General features: G+C 68.6%; 16 protein-coding genes. 8 read left to right on the forward strand and 8 right to left on the reverse strand.

The features are described 5' to 3' along the window. Window positions 1-24 precede the first annotated feature (24 nt). Window positions 25-318, forward strand: a complete 294-nt coding sequence (locus QHF83_RS01050; RefSeq protein WP_282415837.1) for a methyltransferase — start codon at window positions 25-27, stop codon at window positions 316-318. Between the two features lie 220 nt (window positions 319-538). After that, the gene (locus QHF83_RS01055; RefSeq protein ID WP_282415838.1) at window positions 539-2,269 is read left to right on the forward strand and encodes a DUF2330 domain-containing protein; all 1,731 of its coding nucleotides are present in this window, start codon (window positions 539-541) and stop codon (window positions 2,267-2,269) included. A 4-nt stretch (window positions 2,270-2,273) separates the two neighbouring features. Here QHF83_RS01055 and QHF83_RS01060 read toward each other — a convergent pair whose 3' ends face one another. Continuing rightward, complete coding sequence (locus QHF83_RS01060) at window positions 2,274-3,062, reverse strand: dienelactone hydrolase family protein (RefSeq protein ID WP_282415839.1); 789 nt, start codon at window positions 3,060-3,062, stop codon at window positions 2,274-2,276. Window positions 3,063-3,091: 29 nt separating this feature from the next. Then, on the reverse strand, window positions 3,092-4,528 hold the full coding sequence (locus QHF83_RS01065) for a VWA domain-containing protein (RefSeq protein ID WP_282415840.1): 1,437 nt from the start codon (window positions 4,526-4,528) through the stop codon (window positions 3,092-3,094). A gap of 90 nt (window positions 4,529-4,618) precedes the next feature. Here QHF83_RS01065 and QHF83_RS01070 point away from each other — a divergent pair, with 90 nt between their 5' ends. From QHF83_RS01070 to QHF83_RS01080, 3 genes are all read left to right on the forward strand, one after another. Continuing rightward, window positions 4,619-4,768 (forward strand): hypothetical protein, encoded by a 150-nt coding sequence (locus QHF83_RS01070; RefSeq protein WP_282415841.1) that lies wholly within the window; start codon window positions 4,619-4,621, stop codon window positions 4,766-4,768. A 9-nt stretch (window positions 4,769-4,777) separates the two neighbouring features. Further along, on the forward strand, window positions 4,778-5,053 hold the full coding sequence (locus tag QHF83_RS01075; RefSeq protein ID WP_282415842.1) for a zinc ribbon domain-containing protein: 276 nt from the start codon (window positions 4,778-4,780) through the stop codon (window positions 5,051-5,053). A 96-nt stretch (window positions 5,054-5,149) separates the two neighbouring features. Then, entirely contained in the window at window positions 5,150-5,296 is a 147-nt protein-coding gene (locus tag QHF83_RS01080) for a hypothetical protein (RefSeq protein ID WP_282415843.1), read from the forward strand. A gap of 25 nt (window positions 5,297-5,321) precedes the next feature. On the opposite strand, the gene QHF83_RS01085 is transcribed toward QHF83_RS01080, so the two are convergent. Then, window positions 5,322-5,810 carry a hypothetical protein gene (locus QHF83_RS01085; protein WP_282415844.1) on the reverse strand — a complete coding sequence of 163 codons (489 nt, stop codon included), beginning with the start codon at window positions 5,808-5,810 and terminating at the stop codon, window positions 5,322-5,324. A gap of 148 nt (window positions 5,811-5,958) precedes the next feature. On the opposite strand from QHF83_RS01085, the gene QHF83_RS01090 reads away from it, so the two are divergent. Further along, window positions 5,959-8,163: a right-handed parallel beta-helix repeat-containing protein gene (locus QHF83_RS01090; protein WP_282415845.1), complete on the forward strand. Its 2,205-nt coding sequence runs from the start codon at window positions 5,959-5,961 to the stop codon at window positions 8,161-8,163. Here QHF83_RS01090 and QHF83_RS01095 read toward each other — a convergent pair. The 3 genes from QHF83_RS01095 to QHF83_RS01105 all read right to left on the reverse strand — a co-directional run bounded on the left by QHF83_RS01095 (window position 8,160) and on the right by QHF83_RS01105 (window position 11,661). After that, window positions 8,160-8,915 carry a hypothetical protein gene (locus QHF83_RS01095; protein ID WP_282415846.1) on the reverse strand — a complete coding sequence of 252 codons (756 nt, stop codon included), beginning with the start codon at window positions 8,913-8,915 and terminating at the stop codon, window positions 8,160-8,162. The genes QHF83_RS01090 and QHF83_RS01095 overlap by 4 nt on opposite strands. 99 nt (window positions 8,916-9,014) lie before the next feature. Next, window positions 9,015-10,769 carry a cation:proton antiporter gene (locus QHF83_RS01100; protein ID WP_282415847.1) on the reverse strand — a complete coding sequence of 585 codons (1,755 nt, stop codon included), beginning with the start codon at window positions 10,767-10,769 and terminating at the stop codon, window positions 9,015-9,017. A 97-nt stretch (window positions 10,770-10,866) separates the two neighbouring features. Then, on the reverse strand, window positions 10,867-11,661 hold the full coding sequence (locus QHF83_RS01105) for an SDR family NAD(P)-dependent oxidoreductase (protein ID WP_282415848.1): 795 nt from the start codon (window positions 11,659-11,661) through the stop codon (window positions 10,867-10,869). Between the two features lie 176 nt (window positions 11,662-11,837). On the opposite strand from QHF83_RS01105, the gene QHF83_RS01110 reads away from it, so the two are divergent. Next, window positions 11,838-12,107, forward strand: a complete 270-nt coding sequence (locus tag QHF83_RS01110; RefSeq protein ID WP_282415849.1) for a hypothetical protein — start codon at window positions 11,838-11,840, stop codon at window positions 12,105-12,107. A gap of 99 nt (window positions 12,108-12,206) precedes the next feature. Here the strand turns inward: QHF83_RS01110 and QHF83_RS01115 are convergent, their stop codons facing one another. Together QHF83_RS01115 and QHF83_RS01120 are read right to left on the reverse strand one after the other, a co-directional pair. Then, complete coding sequence (locus QHF83_RS01115) at window positions 12,207-14,261, reverse strand: M56 family metallopeptidase (RefSeq protein ID WP_282415850.1); 2,055 nt, start codon at window positions 14,259-14,261, stop codon at window positions 12,207-12,209. After that, a complete protein-coding gene (locus QHF83_RS01120) occupies window positions 14,258-14,689 on the reverse strand; it encodes a BlaI/MecI/CopY family transcriptional regulator (protein ID WP_281315634.1) in 432 nt (143 codons plus the stop codon). Before QHF83_RS01120 ends, QHF83_RS01115 begins: the two co-directional genes overlap by 4 nt. Before the next feature lie 180 nt (window positions 14,690-14,869). Here QHF83_RS01120 and QHF83_RS01125 point away from each other — a divergent pair, with 180 nt between their 5' ends. Further along, a complete protein-coding gene (locus QHF83_RS01125; protein ID WP_282415851.1) occupies window positions 14,870-15,418 on the forward strand; it encodes a YaeQ family protein in 549 nt (182 codons plus the stop codon). Window positions 15,419-15,493 lie beyond the last annotated feature (75 nt).

Genomic DNA, 15,493 nt, shown 5'->3' on the forward strand with positions numbered 1-15,493 from the left:
CGAGCCTCGCCGCCTGCGTTTTACGTGCTGAAGCGGATCCTTCACGACTGGGCGGATGATACGTGCGTGACCATCCTGAAGCATTGCAGGCGCGCGATGGCCGCGGGAGGGCGCGTGCTCGTCGTCGACGCGCTCATGCCCGCGGGGAATACGGATCACCCGAGCATGTCGCTCGATCTTTGCATGCTGACGGTCGTGCCCGGCCGCGAGCGCACCGAGGCCGAGTTCGATGCGCTTTTTCAGGCCGCCGGTTTGAAGATCGCCCGCGTGATCCCGACGAAGAACTCCGTCGCCATCCTGGAGGGCATCGCGGCCTGACGTCGTGTCGGCCCGACATCAGTCGCGACGGACAAAGTCTCTTCCGTGACGGACCAGCTCGGGAGCTCGGCTCCCTGGCATTCGAGCACGCCGGCCCAGGAATCGAGGGGTTTTCCTCCCGGTGGTCGTGACGTTCCCAGCTACCGGAATCGAGGCGTGATGTCCACTGCACAGCGATCTTGCTTGCGCTGCGGAAAACGCTCGTGGGAGCATACCCTTCATGCTGTCCCGCCTGCGAGCCCTCGGCCTCGCCGTTCCCCTCGCTCTCGCCGCGCTCACGAGCGCGCCCTCCGCCGACGCTTTTTGCGGTTTCTACGTCGCAGGCGCGGATTCCACGAAGCTTTTCAACAACGCGACCATGGTCGTGCTGATGCGCGAGGGCACCCGCACGGTGCTCTCGATGCAGAACAACTACCAGGGGCCGCCGGAGAACTTCGCGATGGTCGTGCCGGTGCCCGTGGTGCTGCAAAAAGAGAACGTCAAGACCTTGCCCATGGCGGTGTTCGACAAGGTCGACAAACTCGCGGCGCCGCGGCTCGTCGAATACTGGGAGCAGGACCCTTGCGCGCCGCTCCCGCCACCGATGCCGATGGCCGCGCCGGGCGGCGCGAGGGTCATGCGTTCGGGGCCCGCGAAATCGGGCGCGGCCGACCTCGGCGTGACGATCGAGGCCCAGTTCACCGTGGGCGAATACGAGGTCGTCATCCTGAGCGCGCGTGACTCGCTCGGGCTCGATACGTGGCTGCGCCAGGAGAAATACAAGATTCCCGCGGGCGCCGAGCCCCTGCTCCGCCCTTACGTGCAGGGCGGTAGCAAGTTCTTCGTGGCCAAGGTCGACACGAAGAAGGTGCGCTTCGAGAACGGGCAAGCCATGCTCTCGCCGCTCCGGTTCCATTACGACAGCGAAACGTTCGCGCTGCCGGTGCGGCTCGGGCTCGTGAACTCCTCGGGCACGCAGGACCTCATCGTGCACATCCTCGCGCGCGGGCAGCGGTACGAGACGGCGAATTACCCGAACGTCGCCATTCCGACGAACCTCGACGTGAAGGACAAGGTTCGTGACGATTTCGGCGCGTTTTACGCGGCGCTCTTCGATCGCACGCTCGCGAGGCAGCCGAACGCCGCGATCACCGAGTATGCGTGGGATGCGGGGTCGTGTGATCCGTGCCCCGGGCCCACGCTCGACGGCTCGGACCTTGCGACGCTCGGCGCGGACGTGATCGGCGACGCGCAGCAGGTCGCGGGACCGGCACCCGCGCCTCCAGGGCTCGGGCCCGCGCCCGCGCCGCCCATGCCGAGGCCGATGCCGCGCTGGCGTGGAGGGAGCGGGTTTGTCTTGACGCGCCTTCACCTTCGGTATGGCAAGAATGGGCTCGGGGAGGATCTCGTCTTCCGGGCTGCACCGCCGATCGTCGGCGGGCGCGAGTTCTTGACCGACGGGAAAAAGCTCGAGACGGGCGCGGTGCAGAGCGGTATCAACAACTTCCAGGGGCGGTATGCGATCCGGCACGCGTGGACCGGAGCCGTCACGTGCCCGAATCCGCGTCGCGGGATCTGGGGTGGGCCGCCCAGCGGCGTGGCGAACAAGGGCACGGAGGCCGCGCAAAAGCTCGCATTCGCGAAGCGCGGCGGGATCGAGCTCGCCGCCCTGGTTCAGCGCGACGAGAGTGAGACGCGGATCGATAGTGGTCCGCTCGTGCCCGCGCCGGCGATGTATGCAGCGGCGCCCGCCACGGATACGACGAATGCGACGCCGCTGCCTGCGGATTCGGCGACGCCCGGGGCGACGGGCGCGGGAGCGTCCGGGCCGCCGGCCGAGCCGCCGAAGGGGGGTTGTGCAGGGTGTCGCGTGGGCGAAACCGGCGGCGAGCCGGGGCCCGTCGGCGCTGGGTTCGTCGCGGCGATCGGAGCCGTCGCGCTCAGGCTCTCGCGGCGGCGAACGGCGCGTTGAGGTTTTATCCGCGCAGGCGCTCGGCGAAGAAAGCGAGCACGCGGTCGAGCGCCTGTCGCGTGGGATGACCCGCCTCGTCGACGAGGTCGTTCGTCACGACCGAATGCGCGCGCCGCGGGATGCCCCAGCGGTTGCCCGGGCCCGAGTCGATCTCGATGGTCTCGACCGCGGGGCCGAGCTCCTTGCGCAAGGACACGAAGCGCTCGCCCGGGCAAAGAGCGTCGTGCGTGAATCGCATCGCGAGCACCTGCGCGCCGGACGCGCATCGCTCCTTCACCGCGGCGAGATCACGCTCCGAGATGTGCATGCCCGCGCGGCGCGCCGCGCCGAGGCCGAACGGGAGCGACGGCTGGCTGAGCACCGGCGCCGCGACCGCGGGGTCGACCATGAGCGCGAGCGCGAAATTGCCCGTGATGCACATTCCGATCGCGCCGACGCCCTTGCCCCCGAGCTCCGCGTGCACGTGGCGGCAGAGCGCGCGCAGCCAATCGACGAGGGGGCTCGATTCGTTCGCCGCGAGCACGGCGAACTCGCGCGAGATGCAGGCGCGCGCGAGCTCGGAGAGGGCGTAGGGCATCGAGAGCGGTTTTCCCGGCGTCCCGAAGAGCTGCGGCAGGAAGACCGTGAACCCCTCGGCGGCGACGCGCTCGGCGAAACCAATCACCGAAGGCGTGATGCCGGGCATCTCGCTCATGATGACGACGCCGGGCCCGCTGCCGCGACGGTAGACGTCCTTCTCGGCGCCGTCGTGGGTGAAGGAATCTCGCTTGAAACCGTCGAGCTCGATGGCCATGGCCGCGCATGGTAGCGCGGAACGTTCGCTCAATGAAGGGACTCGACCGCCTGCTGGTGCACTTCCTTGCGCTTGCGAACGACGGAGGGGGCTTCCGAAGGCATGGGCATGGGGGTGGACATGGCGTCGTCGGAGAATTCGAAGCCGTACTCCCCGGAAGAGGCCTTCGGGGCCGGGCGATCGGCCTCCGGCATGTCCTTGGCCACCGAGGTCATGTTCGTCGCGAGCTTTTCGAGCTCGGCGCTCGGCGTGCGCTTCGATTGCGCGAGGGCCGCCGCGGCGCCTTTTTCGAGCATCCCGCGCGCGCGCACGTACGCGCCCTGCTTGCCGAGCTCGAGCGCCTGGAGCGTCGTCGCGGACGCCTCGGCGAGCGCGGCCGTGAGCTCGACCGCGGGGTTTTTCGCCTTCGCGACCTCGCCCTCGTCGAGCGTCGTCCGCGCGCCGAGGTAGAGGCGCCGCTCGAGGCGGCCGGCCTGTTCGAGCGCGTCGTCGAACGTGAGCACCGCGTCGAGCAGCTCGATCGGCACGCCCGCCTTGCGCGGCGTCACCGTCATTCGAACCACGACGTCGCGGCTGTCGCCGCGCACGATGTCGCCGAGCGGCAGGTAGGCGGCGGCGCTGCCCGGCGAGACCATTTCACCTCCAACGATCGCGTCGATGCGCACGCCGGGGCCTGGCGTCAGCGTGACCGAGGCCTGGCGGCCGTACACCGTGTCGAGGCGATCGAGCTCCTCCCGGAAGAACCCGGCGAGTTTGTCCGCGCTCTCGATGTATCGGTACCGCCCGCCGGAGAGGTCCGCGAGCTTGTTCATGAGCGTCTCGTCGTAATCGAGCCCGAGCCCGAGGGTCGTGACCGCGACGCCGCGGTCGGCGGCCCTCTTCGCGGTGTATTCGAGGTTTGCCGCCTGGTTCGGGATGCCGTCGCCGAGGAGCACGACGCGGTTCACGCCATTCGGATTGTGATTCGCGAGCACCTCGTCGAGCGCCGTCTGGAGCCCGCCCGCCATTTCGGTCGTGCCGCGCGCCTCCATGGCCGCGATGCGCCGACGCGCCTCTTCGCGGACCTCGTCGTCGAGCTCGGTCGACGGGATGAGGACCTCGGCCTTCGAATGAAACACGACGACCGCGAGCCGGTCGCCGTCCTTGAGCGAGTCGATCACCTGCAGGCTCGCGCGCCGCGCGGCCACGATTGCCTCGCCCTCCATCGAGCCCGAGGTGTCGATCGCGAGCGCGACGTTCACGGGGCCACGCTCGCGCGCGGGGCGCGGCGCGGTCGAGATACGGAGGACGGCGTAGACCGTGCTGTCCCCGTTCGCGAGGAGCATGGGCGAGCCGAGCAGCGTCTCCACGCGGACCGCGTTCGGATCCCGCGCGCCCGAGGGCGACGCGGCCGGCCCGCAGCCGAGGACGAAGAGGGCAGCGGCGAGGAGGAGGAGGATCGACGAACGAAACGCGAGATCTCTCATGGCGACTCCAGAGCCCGCTAAGACGCGCGAGGGCGCCCGAAGATTTGGCGGCGCGGTCGGAAGGGCGCGTTCGTGAATGAGGGAGGCCGCGTGGTCGCATCGCGGCAGGTGCTCGATGCGGGCGGACAAACCGTGCACGAAGAGCGCGGGTTACGGCGTGCACCTCGACACGACGCGGAGACGACCCGGCGCGTGCGGTGGAGCGTGCTCCGCCTCGTGCCCTGCGCGCGAATCGAGTAGGCTTTCGCCATGGTCTCCACCGTTCATTGCCCGAACTGCGGGGCGCCTGCGCAAGCAGGCAGCGCCACCTGTTTTTATTGCCGCGCCGTCCTCGCCTGGCCCGGCGCGCCCGGCGGCGCGGTGCAGGCGAACGGACCCGGCGGCATGCCGGCCGGGGTCGTCGAGGCGCTGCGCTCCGGCAACAAGATCGAGGCGATCCGGCTCTACCGAGAAGCGCGAAAATCCTCGCTCCTCGAAGCGAAAAACGCCGTGGAGGCCCTGGAGAAGCAGCTCGGCCTCGGGTGAGCGGGGCTTTCGCGGCCGATCTTTCGGAGAGACTTGCTCGAACGGACGGCATCCGTTATGTTGGACGACACCACGCTTTGTTGGAGGTGTCGTCCGATGAACCAGCGCAACGCTCGTGTGATCGATCTCGACGAGGTGCGAAGGAAGCGCGCAGACGAGCAGCGCCGGAAGGCCGATACGGCGCCGGTCGTGCTCGTCTGGGTGCCCGTCTGGTTCTGGGTGCCCGTCTGGCCTGCGATGTGAACGGGCAAGCGGCCCACCGCGCGGGCTACTTCGTCGTGCTGGGCATACACATCATCATCGGCATCCCCCCGCACATCATCATCAAGGGCATGCCGGCGGACATCATGCGGGCCATGGCCTCGCCGCGCTCCTTCATCATGTCCATGGACGTGCCGTCGCCGGGCGTCAATTTGCAGGTCATTCCGTCCTTCGTCATTTCATAGGTCATACGACACATCAACGGCATGATGCCCATCATGCCGGGCATCATGCCCATCATGGGCATCATGTTCATCATGCCGGGCATCATGCCCATGCCCATCATGCCAGGCATCATGTTCATCATGCCGGGCATCATGTTCATCATGCCGGGCATCATGCCGGGCATCATGCCCATCATGCCGGGCATGGGCATGCCGGACATACCGGGCATCATGTTCATCATGGGCATACCCTGCATGGGCGAGCCCATCATGGGCATCGACGAGGACATCATCGGCATCGGCATGTTCATGGCGGGCATTGCATTCGTCATGGCTCGGTCTCCTTTTCCGTCGTTCTAACGCTCTTACACGGCTGCGGTAGCAGTCGCAATGCGGGAAATCCCGCATTTTTGCGGTGCGCCCGGAACGGATTGGAATTCTCTTTTCGCTCCGTCCCAGTTGCGCGTAAGATCCGGGCCCATGCTTCGATACCCTCTCCGCCCGATTCTCGTCTCTTCCCTCTTCCTTCTCGTCGCCGCTGGTGCCGGCTCCGCCCGCGCCGCGGACACGTCGACCCTCGGCGGCCTCACGCTCCGGCCCACGATTCACGCCGTGGGTATCACGGCTGCGGTCTCGGGGGACGATGACGGGGACGCCACCGTGAAGCTCGCGTTCCGCAAAGTCGGCGACGCGAGCTTCACGCCCGGCCATCCGCTCCTCCGCACGTCCGGCGGGCGCCGCGGCAGCGCCCTCTTTCTGGAGCCCGCGACGGAATACGAGGTGCGGGTCACGCTCGACGATCCCGACAACGGCGCGCCCCAGGAGGTCACGAACACGATCCGCACGCGTGACGACGCGCCCCCGCCGCAAGGCAGCAAGCACCTTTACGTGGACGCGAAGAATGGCTCGGATGGAAACGACGGATCGCAAGGTTCGCCATTCAAGAGCATCGGCGCCGCGGCGGCCGCGGCGGGCCCGGGGACGGTCGTGCACGTCGCGGCCGGGGTCTATCGCGAGACCGTGACGGTCGACGGGAATCACGGCGGCGCCGCGGGAAACCCCGTCTGGTTCCTCGCCGAGCCGGGCGCGATCCTCGAAGGCTCCGACCCGGCGCTCGAGGACGGCTCGATGTTTCAATCGGAAGGCAATGGGATCTACTCGGCGCCTTTCTCCGGGGCATCGCAGTACGTCGCCGTGGACGATGTGCGCCTCTACGATTACAGCTCCCTCGCGGATCTGGAGTCCGCCGCCGCGGGTCTCGCCGGCGGGTTTTACGTCGACGCCGCCGCGGGCAAGATTTACTTGAAGCTCCCGGACGGCGGATCACCCGCCGGGCATGCGATTCACGTGGCCATTCGCAACGTCGGTATTCTCCTCGACACCGTCACCGACGTGGTGGTCGAGGGCTTCGAGATCCGGCATCTCGGCGCCGACGCCGAGGGGGCGGGCATCGACGTGCGCGACACGGCGCGCGCGTGGATCCGGAAAAACCACATTCACCACATGAATTCCGGCGTTCGCGTGCGCAGGCCGCTCGCGGCGGAGAACGTCATCGAGGACAACGTCGTTCGCGACACGAGCATCTGGTCGTGGCCCTGGAGCTCCGTCAAGAACCATACCCCCGAAGCGAGCGCCATCAGCATCACGGGCGGCGCTGGCAACGTCGTCCGGAAAAACCAGCTCACAGGCACGTTCAATGGGGTGTACATCGGCAGTTTCGACGATTCTTCGGAGACGGTCGCGCCGGATACGGACGTGTACGAGAACGTGCTCGTCGAGCACGGCGACGACGGGCTCGAACCCGAAGGGGCCTGCGTGAACGTCCGGCTCTGGAACAACCACATGCGCGGGGTGCTGAACGGGGTGTCGCTCGCGCCGATCGAGATCGGCCCGCTGTTCGTGGTGCGCAACGTGATCGACGGCTTCAAGGAGCACGCGCTCAAGGTGAACAACGGCTCGCAGGGCTTCATGCTCGTCTATCACACGACGAGCCGCCCGGCTGCGGAGCTAACGGAAGCGCAGGCGATTGCCCCGACGATTCCGTTCGCGAACCTGATCACGCGGAACAACATCTGGGCCTCGCACCGCTACGTCATCGAGAGCAGCATCACGCCGAGCGGGCCCGTGGACCTCGACTGGGACAATCTGTTCACGGACATCCTCGACGGGACGCCGCGGTTCGTGAAATGGCTCGACGTGAAGTATACGAGCATCGCGGAGCTCGCGGCCTCGGGCACGATCGAGAGCCACGGGGTCCAGATCGAGCCCAAGTACGAGGACGCGGAGGGCGGCGATTTCACGCCGGTGGAGGGGAGCGGGCTCGTCGACGTCGGCGTGGTGATCGAGGGCATCAACGATCGATTCGTGGTCGGCGCGGCGCCCGATCTCGGCGCATTCGAGCGGGGAGGCGTGGGGCCGCTGCCGGACGGCGGATTGCCGGACGGCGGCTCCGGGGCCTCGTCGAGCGGCGTGGGCGGAGGCGGTGGGGACGGCAATGGCGCGGGCGGCAATGGCAGCGGCGCGTCCGGGGACGAGGGCGGTTGTGGGTGCCGCCTCGGGGATGGTGCCGCGCCGGGGATCGGGCTCTATGCATTCGGCGCGCTCGCCTGGGGGCTTTCGCGGCGGCGGCGAAGGGCGGCGCGCGATGAAGCGGCGCGGAGCGCGAGGGAGCGCTATCTCCCTTAGAAGCTCATTTTCATTCCCACGGACCTCGGCCCCACGAAAAATTCCGGGCCTGCGGCGAGGTCTTCCCGCACGAGGACCTTCTGCTTGGCGACGATCCCGGCGACGAGCATGGCGACTCCGCCGGCCTGGACGAGGCCGTCGAAGATGAAGAGGGGCCTCGCGTAGTTGTCGGATCCGCTGAAATTACCCGCCCCGGCGACGATGAACGGGCCGATCACGGGCACGTACAGCGCGGCCCAAGGGGTGCGGGTCGATTCAGCCGCGGCCGCGCCTGCCGCCGAGAAGAGGTAAAACGTCCCGAAGACCACGCTGCCCCCGATGACGAGCCCCTTTCGAATGCGCTCTTCGAGCACGTATCCCGGGGGAACGAGGCCTCCCTTGTACGGCATGACGGGCTTGCGCTCCTCGGTCTCGGCAGGGGCGGCGGGGGGATAGCCATACCCGGGAGGAGGCGGCGGATACGGATACCCCGGTTGTCCGTACGGATAAGGATAGGGGTACGGGTACGGGGGCTGGCCCGGCTGCGCGCCGGGCGGCGGAGTCCCGGGCGGGAGCGGCGCCGCCGCCCCGGGGGGCGGAGGAGCCGGCGCCGGCGCTGCCGCGGCCGGGGGAGGTGGCGCAGCAGGCGCCTTCTGCGACTGCGCCGAAGGCGTGGCCGGCGCGCCGAGCAAACCGACGCCAAAAGCCACGGCGCCGAGGTGCGTCGCATATTTCCGTTTTGGCCTCGTGTATCTCGTGTGATGCAAGCTCAAGGTCGTTCCCTCCCGCCTGGACGCGTACGCCGCGCACCGAGGAGCCATCGTATCCCGGGCGCGCCGCGGGCTGCAAGCCGGATACGCGGACGCGCCGCGTCACGGCGTGGCGCCGGGCCGGAGATCCGTGCGAATGCGCAGTGATTCCGACTCGATCTGCTCCGGCTCGACGCCAATCTCCGTGAGGAGCATCTCCGCCAGCCGCACGGCGACCTCGGCTTCCTCGTAACAGACGGCCGTGGCGCGGTGCGTCTCGAGCGCCGCGCGCTCGCTCATGTAATGGGCGCGCACGAAGATCGGCAGGTCGGGCTGGAGGCTCCGCGCGACGTTGACCACCGCGGCCCGCGTCTCGGGGTTCGGCGTGGTCACGACGAGGTAATCGGCGGTCTCGATGCCCGCCGCGTGGAGGACCTCGGACCGCCTCGCGTCGCCGTACACGGCATTCCGGCCGGTGTTCATCAGCTCGGTGACGGTGTCGATGCTCAATTCCACGATCACCGAGCAGACGTTGAATCGATCCAGGATGTCCACGGCCGTACGGCCGACGGGGCCATATCCCACGACGATCGCGCGGACGTCACAAGCGCGGACCGGCTCTTTCGGGGCCTGCTCTCGGAGCGCCTCCCCGCGCGCCTCGGCGCGGCGGTTGAGCCCTCGCCAGAGGGTGGGGCGGTCGCGCAGCCATTCTTCGAGGGGATCCATGAGTCGGAAGAGCAAGGGGTTCAGGGCGATGGATGCAATCGCGCTCGCCACGAGCACGCTGCGCCCCTCCGTCGGGAAGAGGTCGACCTTGTTCGCCGCGTCGGCGAGGATGAACGAGAACTCGCCGATCTGCGCGAGGCCGATCGCGACCGTGAGCGCCGTCCGCACCGAATACCCGAGGACCACGACGACGACGAGCGCGGCGAGGGGTTTGGCGAGGAGGATGATCGCGAGCACCGAAAGGACGAGCCCGGGCTGCGCGAGGAGCGAGCGCGGATCGAACTGCATGCCGACGGTGACGAAGAAGAGCACCGCGAAGGCGTCCCGCATCGGGAGCGCATCCGCGGCGGCCTGGTGGCTGACCTTCGATTGTCCGACGACCATGCCCGCGAGGAACGCGCCGAGCGCCATCGACGCGCCGAAGATGACGGCCGAGCCCGTGGCGACGGCGAGCGCGACCGCGAGGACGGCGAGCGTGAAGAGCTCCCGGCTGCGTGAGCGCGCGACGCGCGTGAGGAACCAGGGGACGGCGCGCGCCCCGAAGACGAGCACGATCGCGATGAGCGCGCTGAGCTTCACCAATCCGATGCCGATGACTCCGACCGCCTGAAGGGGCGAGGCGTGCGCGCCCCGCAAAGACGCGAGCACCGGGACCATGAGGAGAATGACGACCGTGAAGATGTCCTCGACGATGAGCCAGCCGACGGCGACGTGCCCGTGCGGCGTTTCGAGCGCATCGTGATCGGTGAGCATGCGGATCAGCACGACCGTGCTCGCCACGGCCACGGACATCCCGAGCACGAGCCCGGCCGAGGTGGACCAGCCGAACGCGACCGCGACCGCGGCCCCGAGCGCGGTGGCGATGAGGCTCTGCACGATCGCGCCCGGTATGGCGATGCGCCGGACCTTGAGGAGATCGCCGAGGTGGAAATGCATTCCCACGCCGAACATGAGCAGGACGATGCCTACCTCGGCGAGCTGCGAGGCGAGCTCGAGGTTGGCCACGAATCCGGGGGTCCGCGGACCGACGACGACGCCGGCGAGGAGGTACCCCAGGATCGGCGAGGCGCCGAGCCGGTGTGTGAGCATGCCGAGCAGCAGCGCCGCGAGGAGCCCGCCCGTCAGCGTGAGGATGAGGTCGTAGGCATGCATTCGTCCCGAGGACGAAGAGCAGGAGGCGGACCCGGTGAGAGCGACCCGACGAGCGAGCATCTTGGGGGCGATTTCGCCCGCTCGCTCGGCGCGGAATTCACGCGATGGCGCGCACCACGCCGCCGTCCACGAGGAGCGCCGCGCCCGTGGTGGCGGACGCGCGAGCGCTGCACACGTAAGCGATCATGGAGGCGACCTCGTCCGGCGTCGCGAATCGCTGGATGATCGAGGTCGGCCGTGCGGTGGCGAAGAACTCGCGCTCGACGGTGGCGACGTCCACGCCGCGCGCCGCCGCGAGCTGGGCGACGAACGCGCCCACGCCCTCGGACGACGTCGGGCCGGGCAGGACGCTGTTCACGGTCACGCCGGTCCCGCGCAGCGTCTCGGCCAGGCCCTTCGCGACCGCGAGCTGCGCCGTCTTCGTCATGCCGTAATGGATCATCTCGGTCGGGATCTGGAGCCCCGACTCGCTCGACACGAAGACGACGCGGCCCCAGTTGCGGGCCCGCATGCCGGCCACGTAATGGCGCGAGAGCCGCACGCCGCTGAGCACGTTCGTCTCGAAGAACCGGAGCCAGTCCTCGTCCGGGATCTCTTCGAATGGTTTGGGCTCGAAGATTCCCATGTTGTTGACGAGCACGTCGACGTCGGGGAGCTTCGAGGTCAGCGCCTGGCATCCGGCCGCGGTCGAGAGGTCGGCCGAGATGCCGTCGATCGTCGCGCCGGGCAGCGCGCGCCGGAGCGCGTCCACGGCGCCTTGCACGCGGGCCTCGGTCCGTCCGTTCACCGTCACGTGCGCGCCCTCGCTCGCCAGCGCGTGCGCGGCGGCGAGGCCGATTCCCGCGGTCGAGCCCGTCACGAGCGCCCGCTTCCCCGTCAATCCGAGATCCATGTCTTCCTCCTTGCTCGGGCGGATGCTAGCGCGCGCCGCGGCCACGCGCAGCGAGCTCGACGGTTTTGCCGGATCGCCCCTCCGCGCGAGCGAGGGGTCGTGCCTCGGACCGCCCGGAGCGCAGGCGCGAAAATGGATCCCGGGGCGGCGCGCACGCCGTTTGCCGGAGTGCCCGTATGGCTACACATCCGAAACACGGGACACCCGACGATCCGCTCGCCCGACAGCCGTCCGGTGGGACGCAGGGCGATGTGCGTCGCGGCGAGCACACCCCCACGGGCCAGAGCCATTACCACGAGCTCGGCTTGAAGGAGCAAAGATCGCCGCTCGCGCCGCGAGGCGGGTCGACCGCGGACGACGCGCCGATGGTCGACAAGAGCGACGCGAGCGCGCATCAAGCCGAGGGACCTGGAGGAAAAGGGACGGGCGGCGGAGGCGGCGCGTAACGGGTTTGTCCACGCGCGTCAAAAAAAGAGCCCCGGGGAGCAGGGAGGGAGACTGCTCTCCGGGGCCGTGTTGATGTTCGTCGATTCGCCTGCGGTGTTTCAGGGCGCCGGCGGGGGCGGCGGCGCCGGCGGGGGCGGCGGCGCAGGCGGGGGGGGCGGCATCGGCGCGCCGTGCGGCATGGGGGGCATGGGAGGCATCGGAGGCATCGCCTTTCCATGTGGCCCCGGCAGCGGCTGCGGGGCGGGCGTCGCGAACGGCGCCGCATGCGGTGCCGGGGGCGCGGGCGGAGCGGGCGGCATCGGCGGCTCGGCGTGCTTGGCCTTCTTGCGCGCCTTGCGGGCCTTCTTGTGCGCCTTCATGGCCTCTTCCTCGGCCTCGCGCGCCTCTTCGCGCGCCTCTTCGCGCGCTTGCTGCAAGGCCTCGAGGGCGGTCTCCATGGCCCGGCGACGGATCTCGGGCATCTGCTCGCGCAGCTCGCGCAGCTGCTCCTGCATCTCCTCGCGCGCCTCTTCGAGCTCCTTGCGCGCGTCCTTGCGGGCCCGCTTGATCTCACGCTCGGCGCGCTTGCGCGCGGCCTTGTCGTGCACGTTGCTCCGCACGTCGGCGAGGGCGCGATCGAGCTCGGCTTCGAGTTGCTCGGCCGAGGGCAGCGAGCGCTCGATCTGCTCGAAGTCGATCTGCGGGTTGACGTCGACTTCTACGATCCGCGGCACGCGGACGCGAATTCGGCCCGGACCATGCGCGACCTCGACCTCGTTCTCGTCGTCGTCCGCGTCCTGCTCGTCCGCGTCGTCGTCGTCGTCGTCGTCGTCGTCGTCGTCGTCGTCCTCGTCATCCTGCGCGACGGGGCCGTGACGACCGTGATGCCTGCGGCCGTGCTCCTCGCCGTGACGTTTCGCCGCCTTCGCGTGGTCCTTGTCCTTCTGCTTCGGACCCTCGCAGACGGCGTCCTCGTCCGCGTCCTCGTCCTCGTCGTCCTCGTCCGCGAGGGCGGCGGGCATGGGCCTAGGCGCGGCGCCCTTCTGGGCGGCCGGCGTCGCGGGGGGCAAACCCTTCGCTTCGGCCACGCCGCAGGCGCAAGGCGCGAGCAGCGTGAGCGCGGTCAGGACGAACGCGACGATCGGAGCGGCCCAGAGCGGCTTGCGCGGCTCCGTGGTCAAACCTTCGCCCCGCACGAGGCGCTCGACGCGCTGACGCAGCTCGCTCGTCCCCGCCGCCATCGTCGGCACGGGCAGGCCCGCCATCGGGCGGTGGACCCAGCGCGCCACCTTCGTCAGGCATTCCGCGAGGTCGAGCGGGCGCGCCGTGCGCCGCGCGGCCCAATCGTCGGCGAGCAGCTCCGCGCACCCCGCGAGGCGATGCGCCGCGAGCCAGTTCAAAGGCTGGAAGAAGAACAACCTGCAAAACACGCTCGTGGCCAGTCGATACAGCGGATCCCGCCGCGCCACGTGCCCGAGCTCGTGCGCGAGCACGCTCTCCTGGGCGTCCGGGCCGAGCTCCTTGGTCACGCGCTCGGGCAGACAAATTTCAGGACGACGAATGCCGAGAGCCATGGGAACGTTCACTTTCTCGGACGCGCTGAGCAAGGGCGCCCGCATGCAAATGGGCTCGCGTGCCGCGAGCGTTGCGAGGACATCGCCGAGGGGCCCGCCTTCGAGCCTCCGCCGGCCTTCGAGGCGCTTGCGCAGGGCCATCCAGGCGCGCGCGAGCGATCCGAGCAAGAGGAGCGCGCCGAACGCCCACCCGGCCACGAGAACGTTGGACCACGAAAGAAAGGACGCGCGCGAGGTCTTCGCCGCCGGCGTCGCTTTCGCCTTGGGCAGGAAGGCCGCGGGTTTCGTGGAGGTGACGATGACGTGCGTCGCGGGGCCCATGTCCGTCGTCACGACGATCTCCGTCGCTTGGGGCATTTCGCGATCGATCTCGCGCGCGGTGGGCGCGGGCTCCGCGAGCGAAAACGTCCCGCCCACGGGGCGGACCGACGCCGCCGTTTGTACCGTGGCCGTGACGAGCCCGCCCACGAGGGCGACGCGCCACGCGAGCTCCTGCCAATCGGGTCGATTCCGCGACAAACGGTCGAAAAGCCACGCGCCCCCGAGGAGGGCCGTGCTGTGTATCAGGTACGTGACCAACCATCCCACGAGGGTGTTCATCGCTTCCCTTCCTTCTTGGCCGCGGCGATCATTCGTTCGAGCTCGGACAGCTCGTCGGCGCGTATCTCGTGGCGCGAGATCAGGTGCGACACGAGCGCCACCGGATCTCCCCGGAAGAGGCGCTCGGTCAGGTCGGAGACCATGCCTCGCGTGACCTGATCCTCGCTCACCGTGGGCCGATAAATGAATTTCCGACCCTCGGCGCGGTGCGCCACGACGCCCTTCTCCTCCATCTTCTTCAGCATGGTGGCGATGGTCGTGGGCGCGAGGCCACGCTCCGAAAGCAAGGCCTGGTGCACGTCCGTGACCGTGGCCTCGCCGAGCTCCCAGAGCACTCGCATGATCGCGAGCTGCAAATCACCGAGGTGCGTGAGCCTCTGCCCCCCCTCGGCTTCGTCCTCGAATGCGTCCTTGTCCTTGTTCGACACGTGCTCCTCGCAACTACTACTCGGGTAATACTACCTGGGTAGTTGATGGAGGGCAAGGAAGATCCTCCAAACCTGGAACGTCGGGATCCTGCTCGCGTGTCAGCCGATCGGCCGCACGACCGCGCGTGTCTCCGGCGCGATCCGGCACATCGCCCAGCTTCCGCTATCCTGCGGCCGCCCATGGCCCTGACCGCGACCATCTACCATCTGCAGGTGAATCTCTCCGACGTCGATCGTGGCGTGTACGAGGAGCTCGATCTCCGCATCGCGCGACACCCGTCGGAGAGCATGCGTTATTTGCTGACGCGTACGATTGCGTACTGCCTCAGCTACGAGGAAGGCATTACGTTCAGCAAAGAGGGTCTCTGCTCGACGGAAGAGCCGCCGGTGGTCATTCGTGATCCCACCGGGCTCCTCGTCGCCTGGATCGATATCGGATCCCCTTCGGCCGAGCGCTTGCACAAGGCCGCCAAGGCCGCGCGTCGCGTCGCGCTCTTCACGCACGCGCCGCTCGCGCTTCTTCAGCGCGAAGCGTCGTCGCGCGTCATTCACAAGGTCGAGGCGATCGAGGTGTGGCGAATCGAACCGAGTTTCCTCGATGCGCTCGAAGCCAAGGTCGATCGAAATACGAAGCTCGACCTCCTACGAGACGACGAACAGCTTTACATCACCATCGGTGACAGCGTCGTCTCCGGGACGATCACGCGCTGCTCGCTCGTCGAAAAATAACGAAACCGAATTTCGTCTCGCGCGTAGAATCCTGCTTGATGTGTGTCCCGACCAGGGGGGGTCGTCGGCACACAT

The organism is Polyangium sp. 15x6 (genome assembly GCF_029960785.1).
Taxonomy (GTDB): Bacteria; Myxococcota_A; Polyangia; order Polyangiales; family Polyangiaceae; genus Polyangium.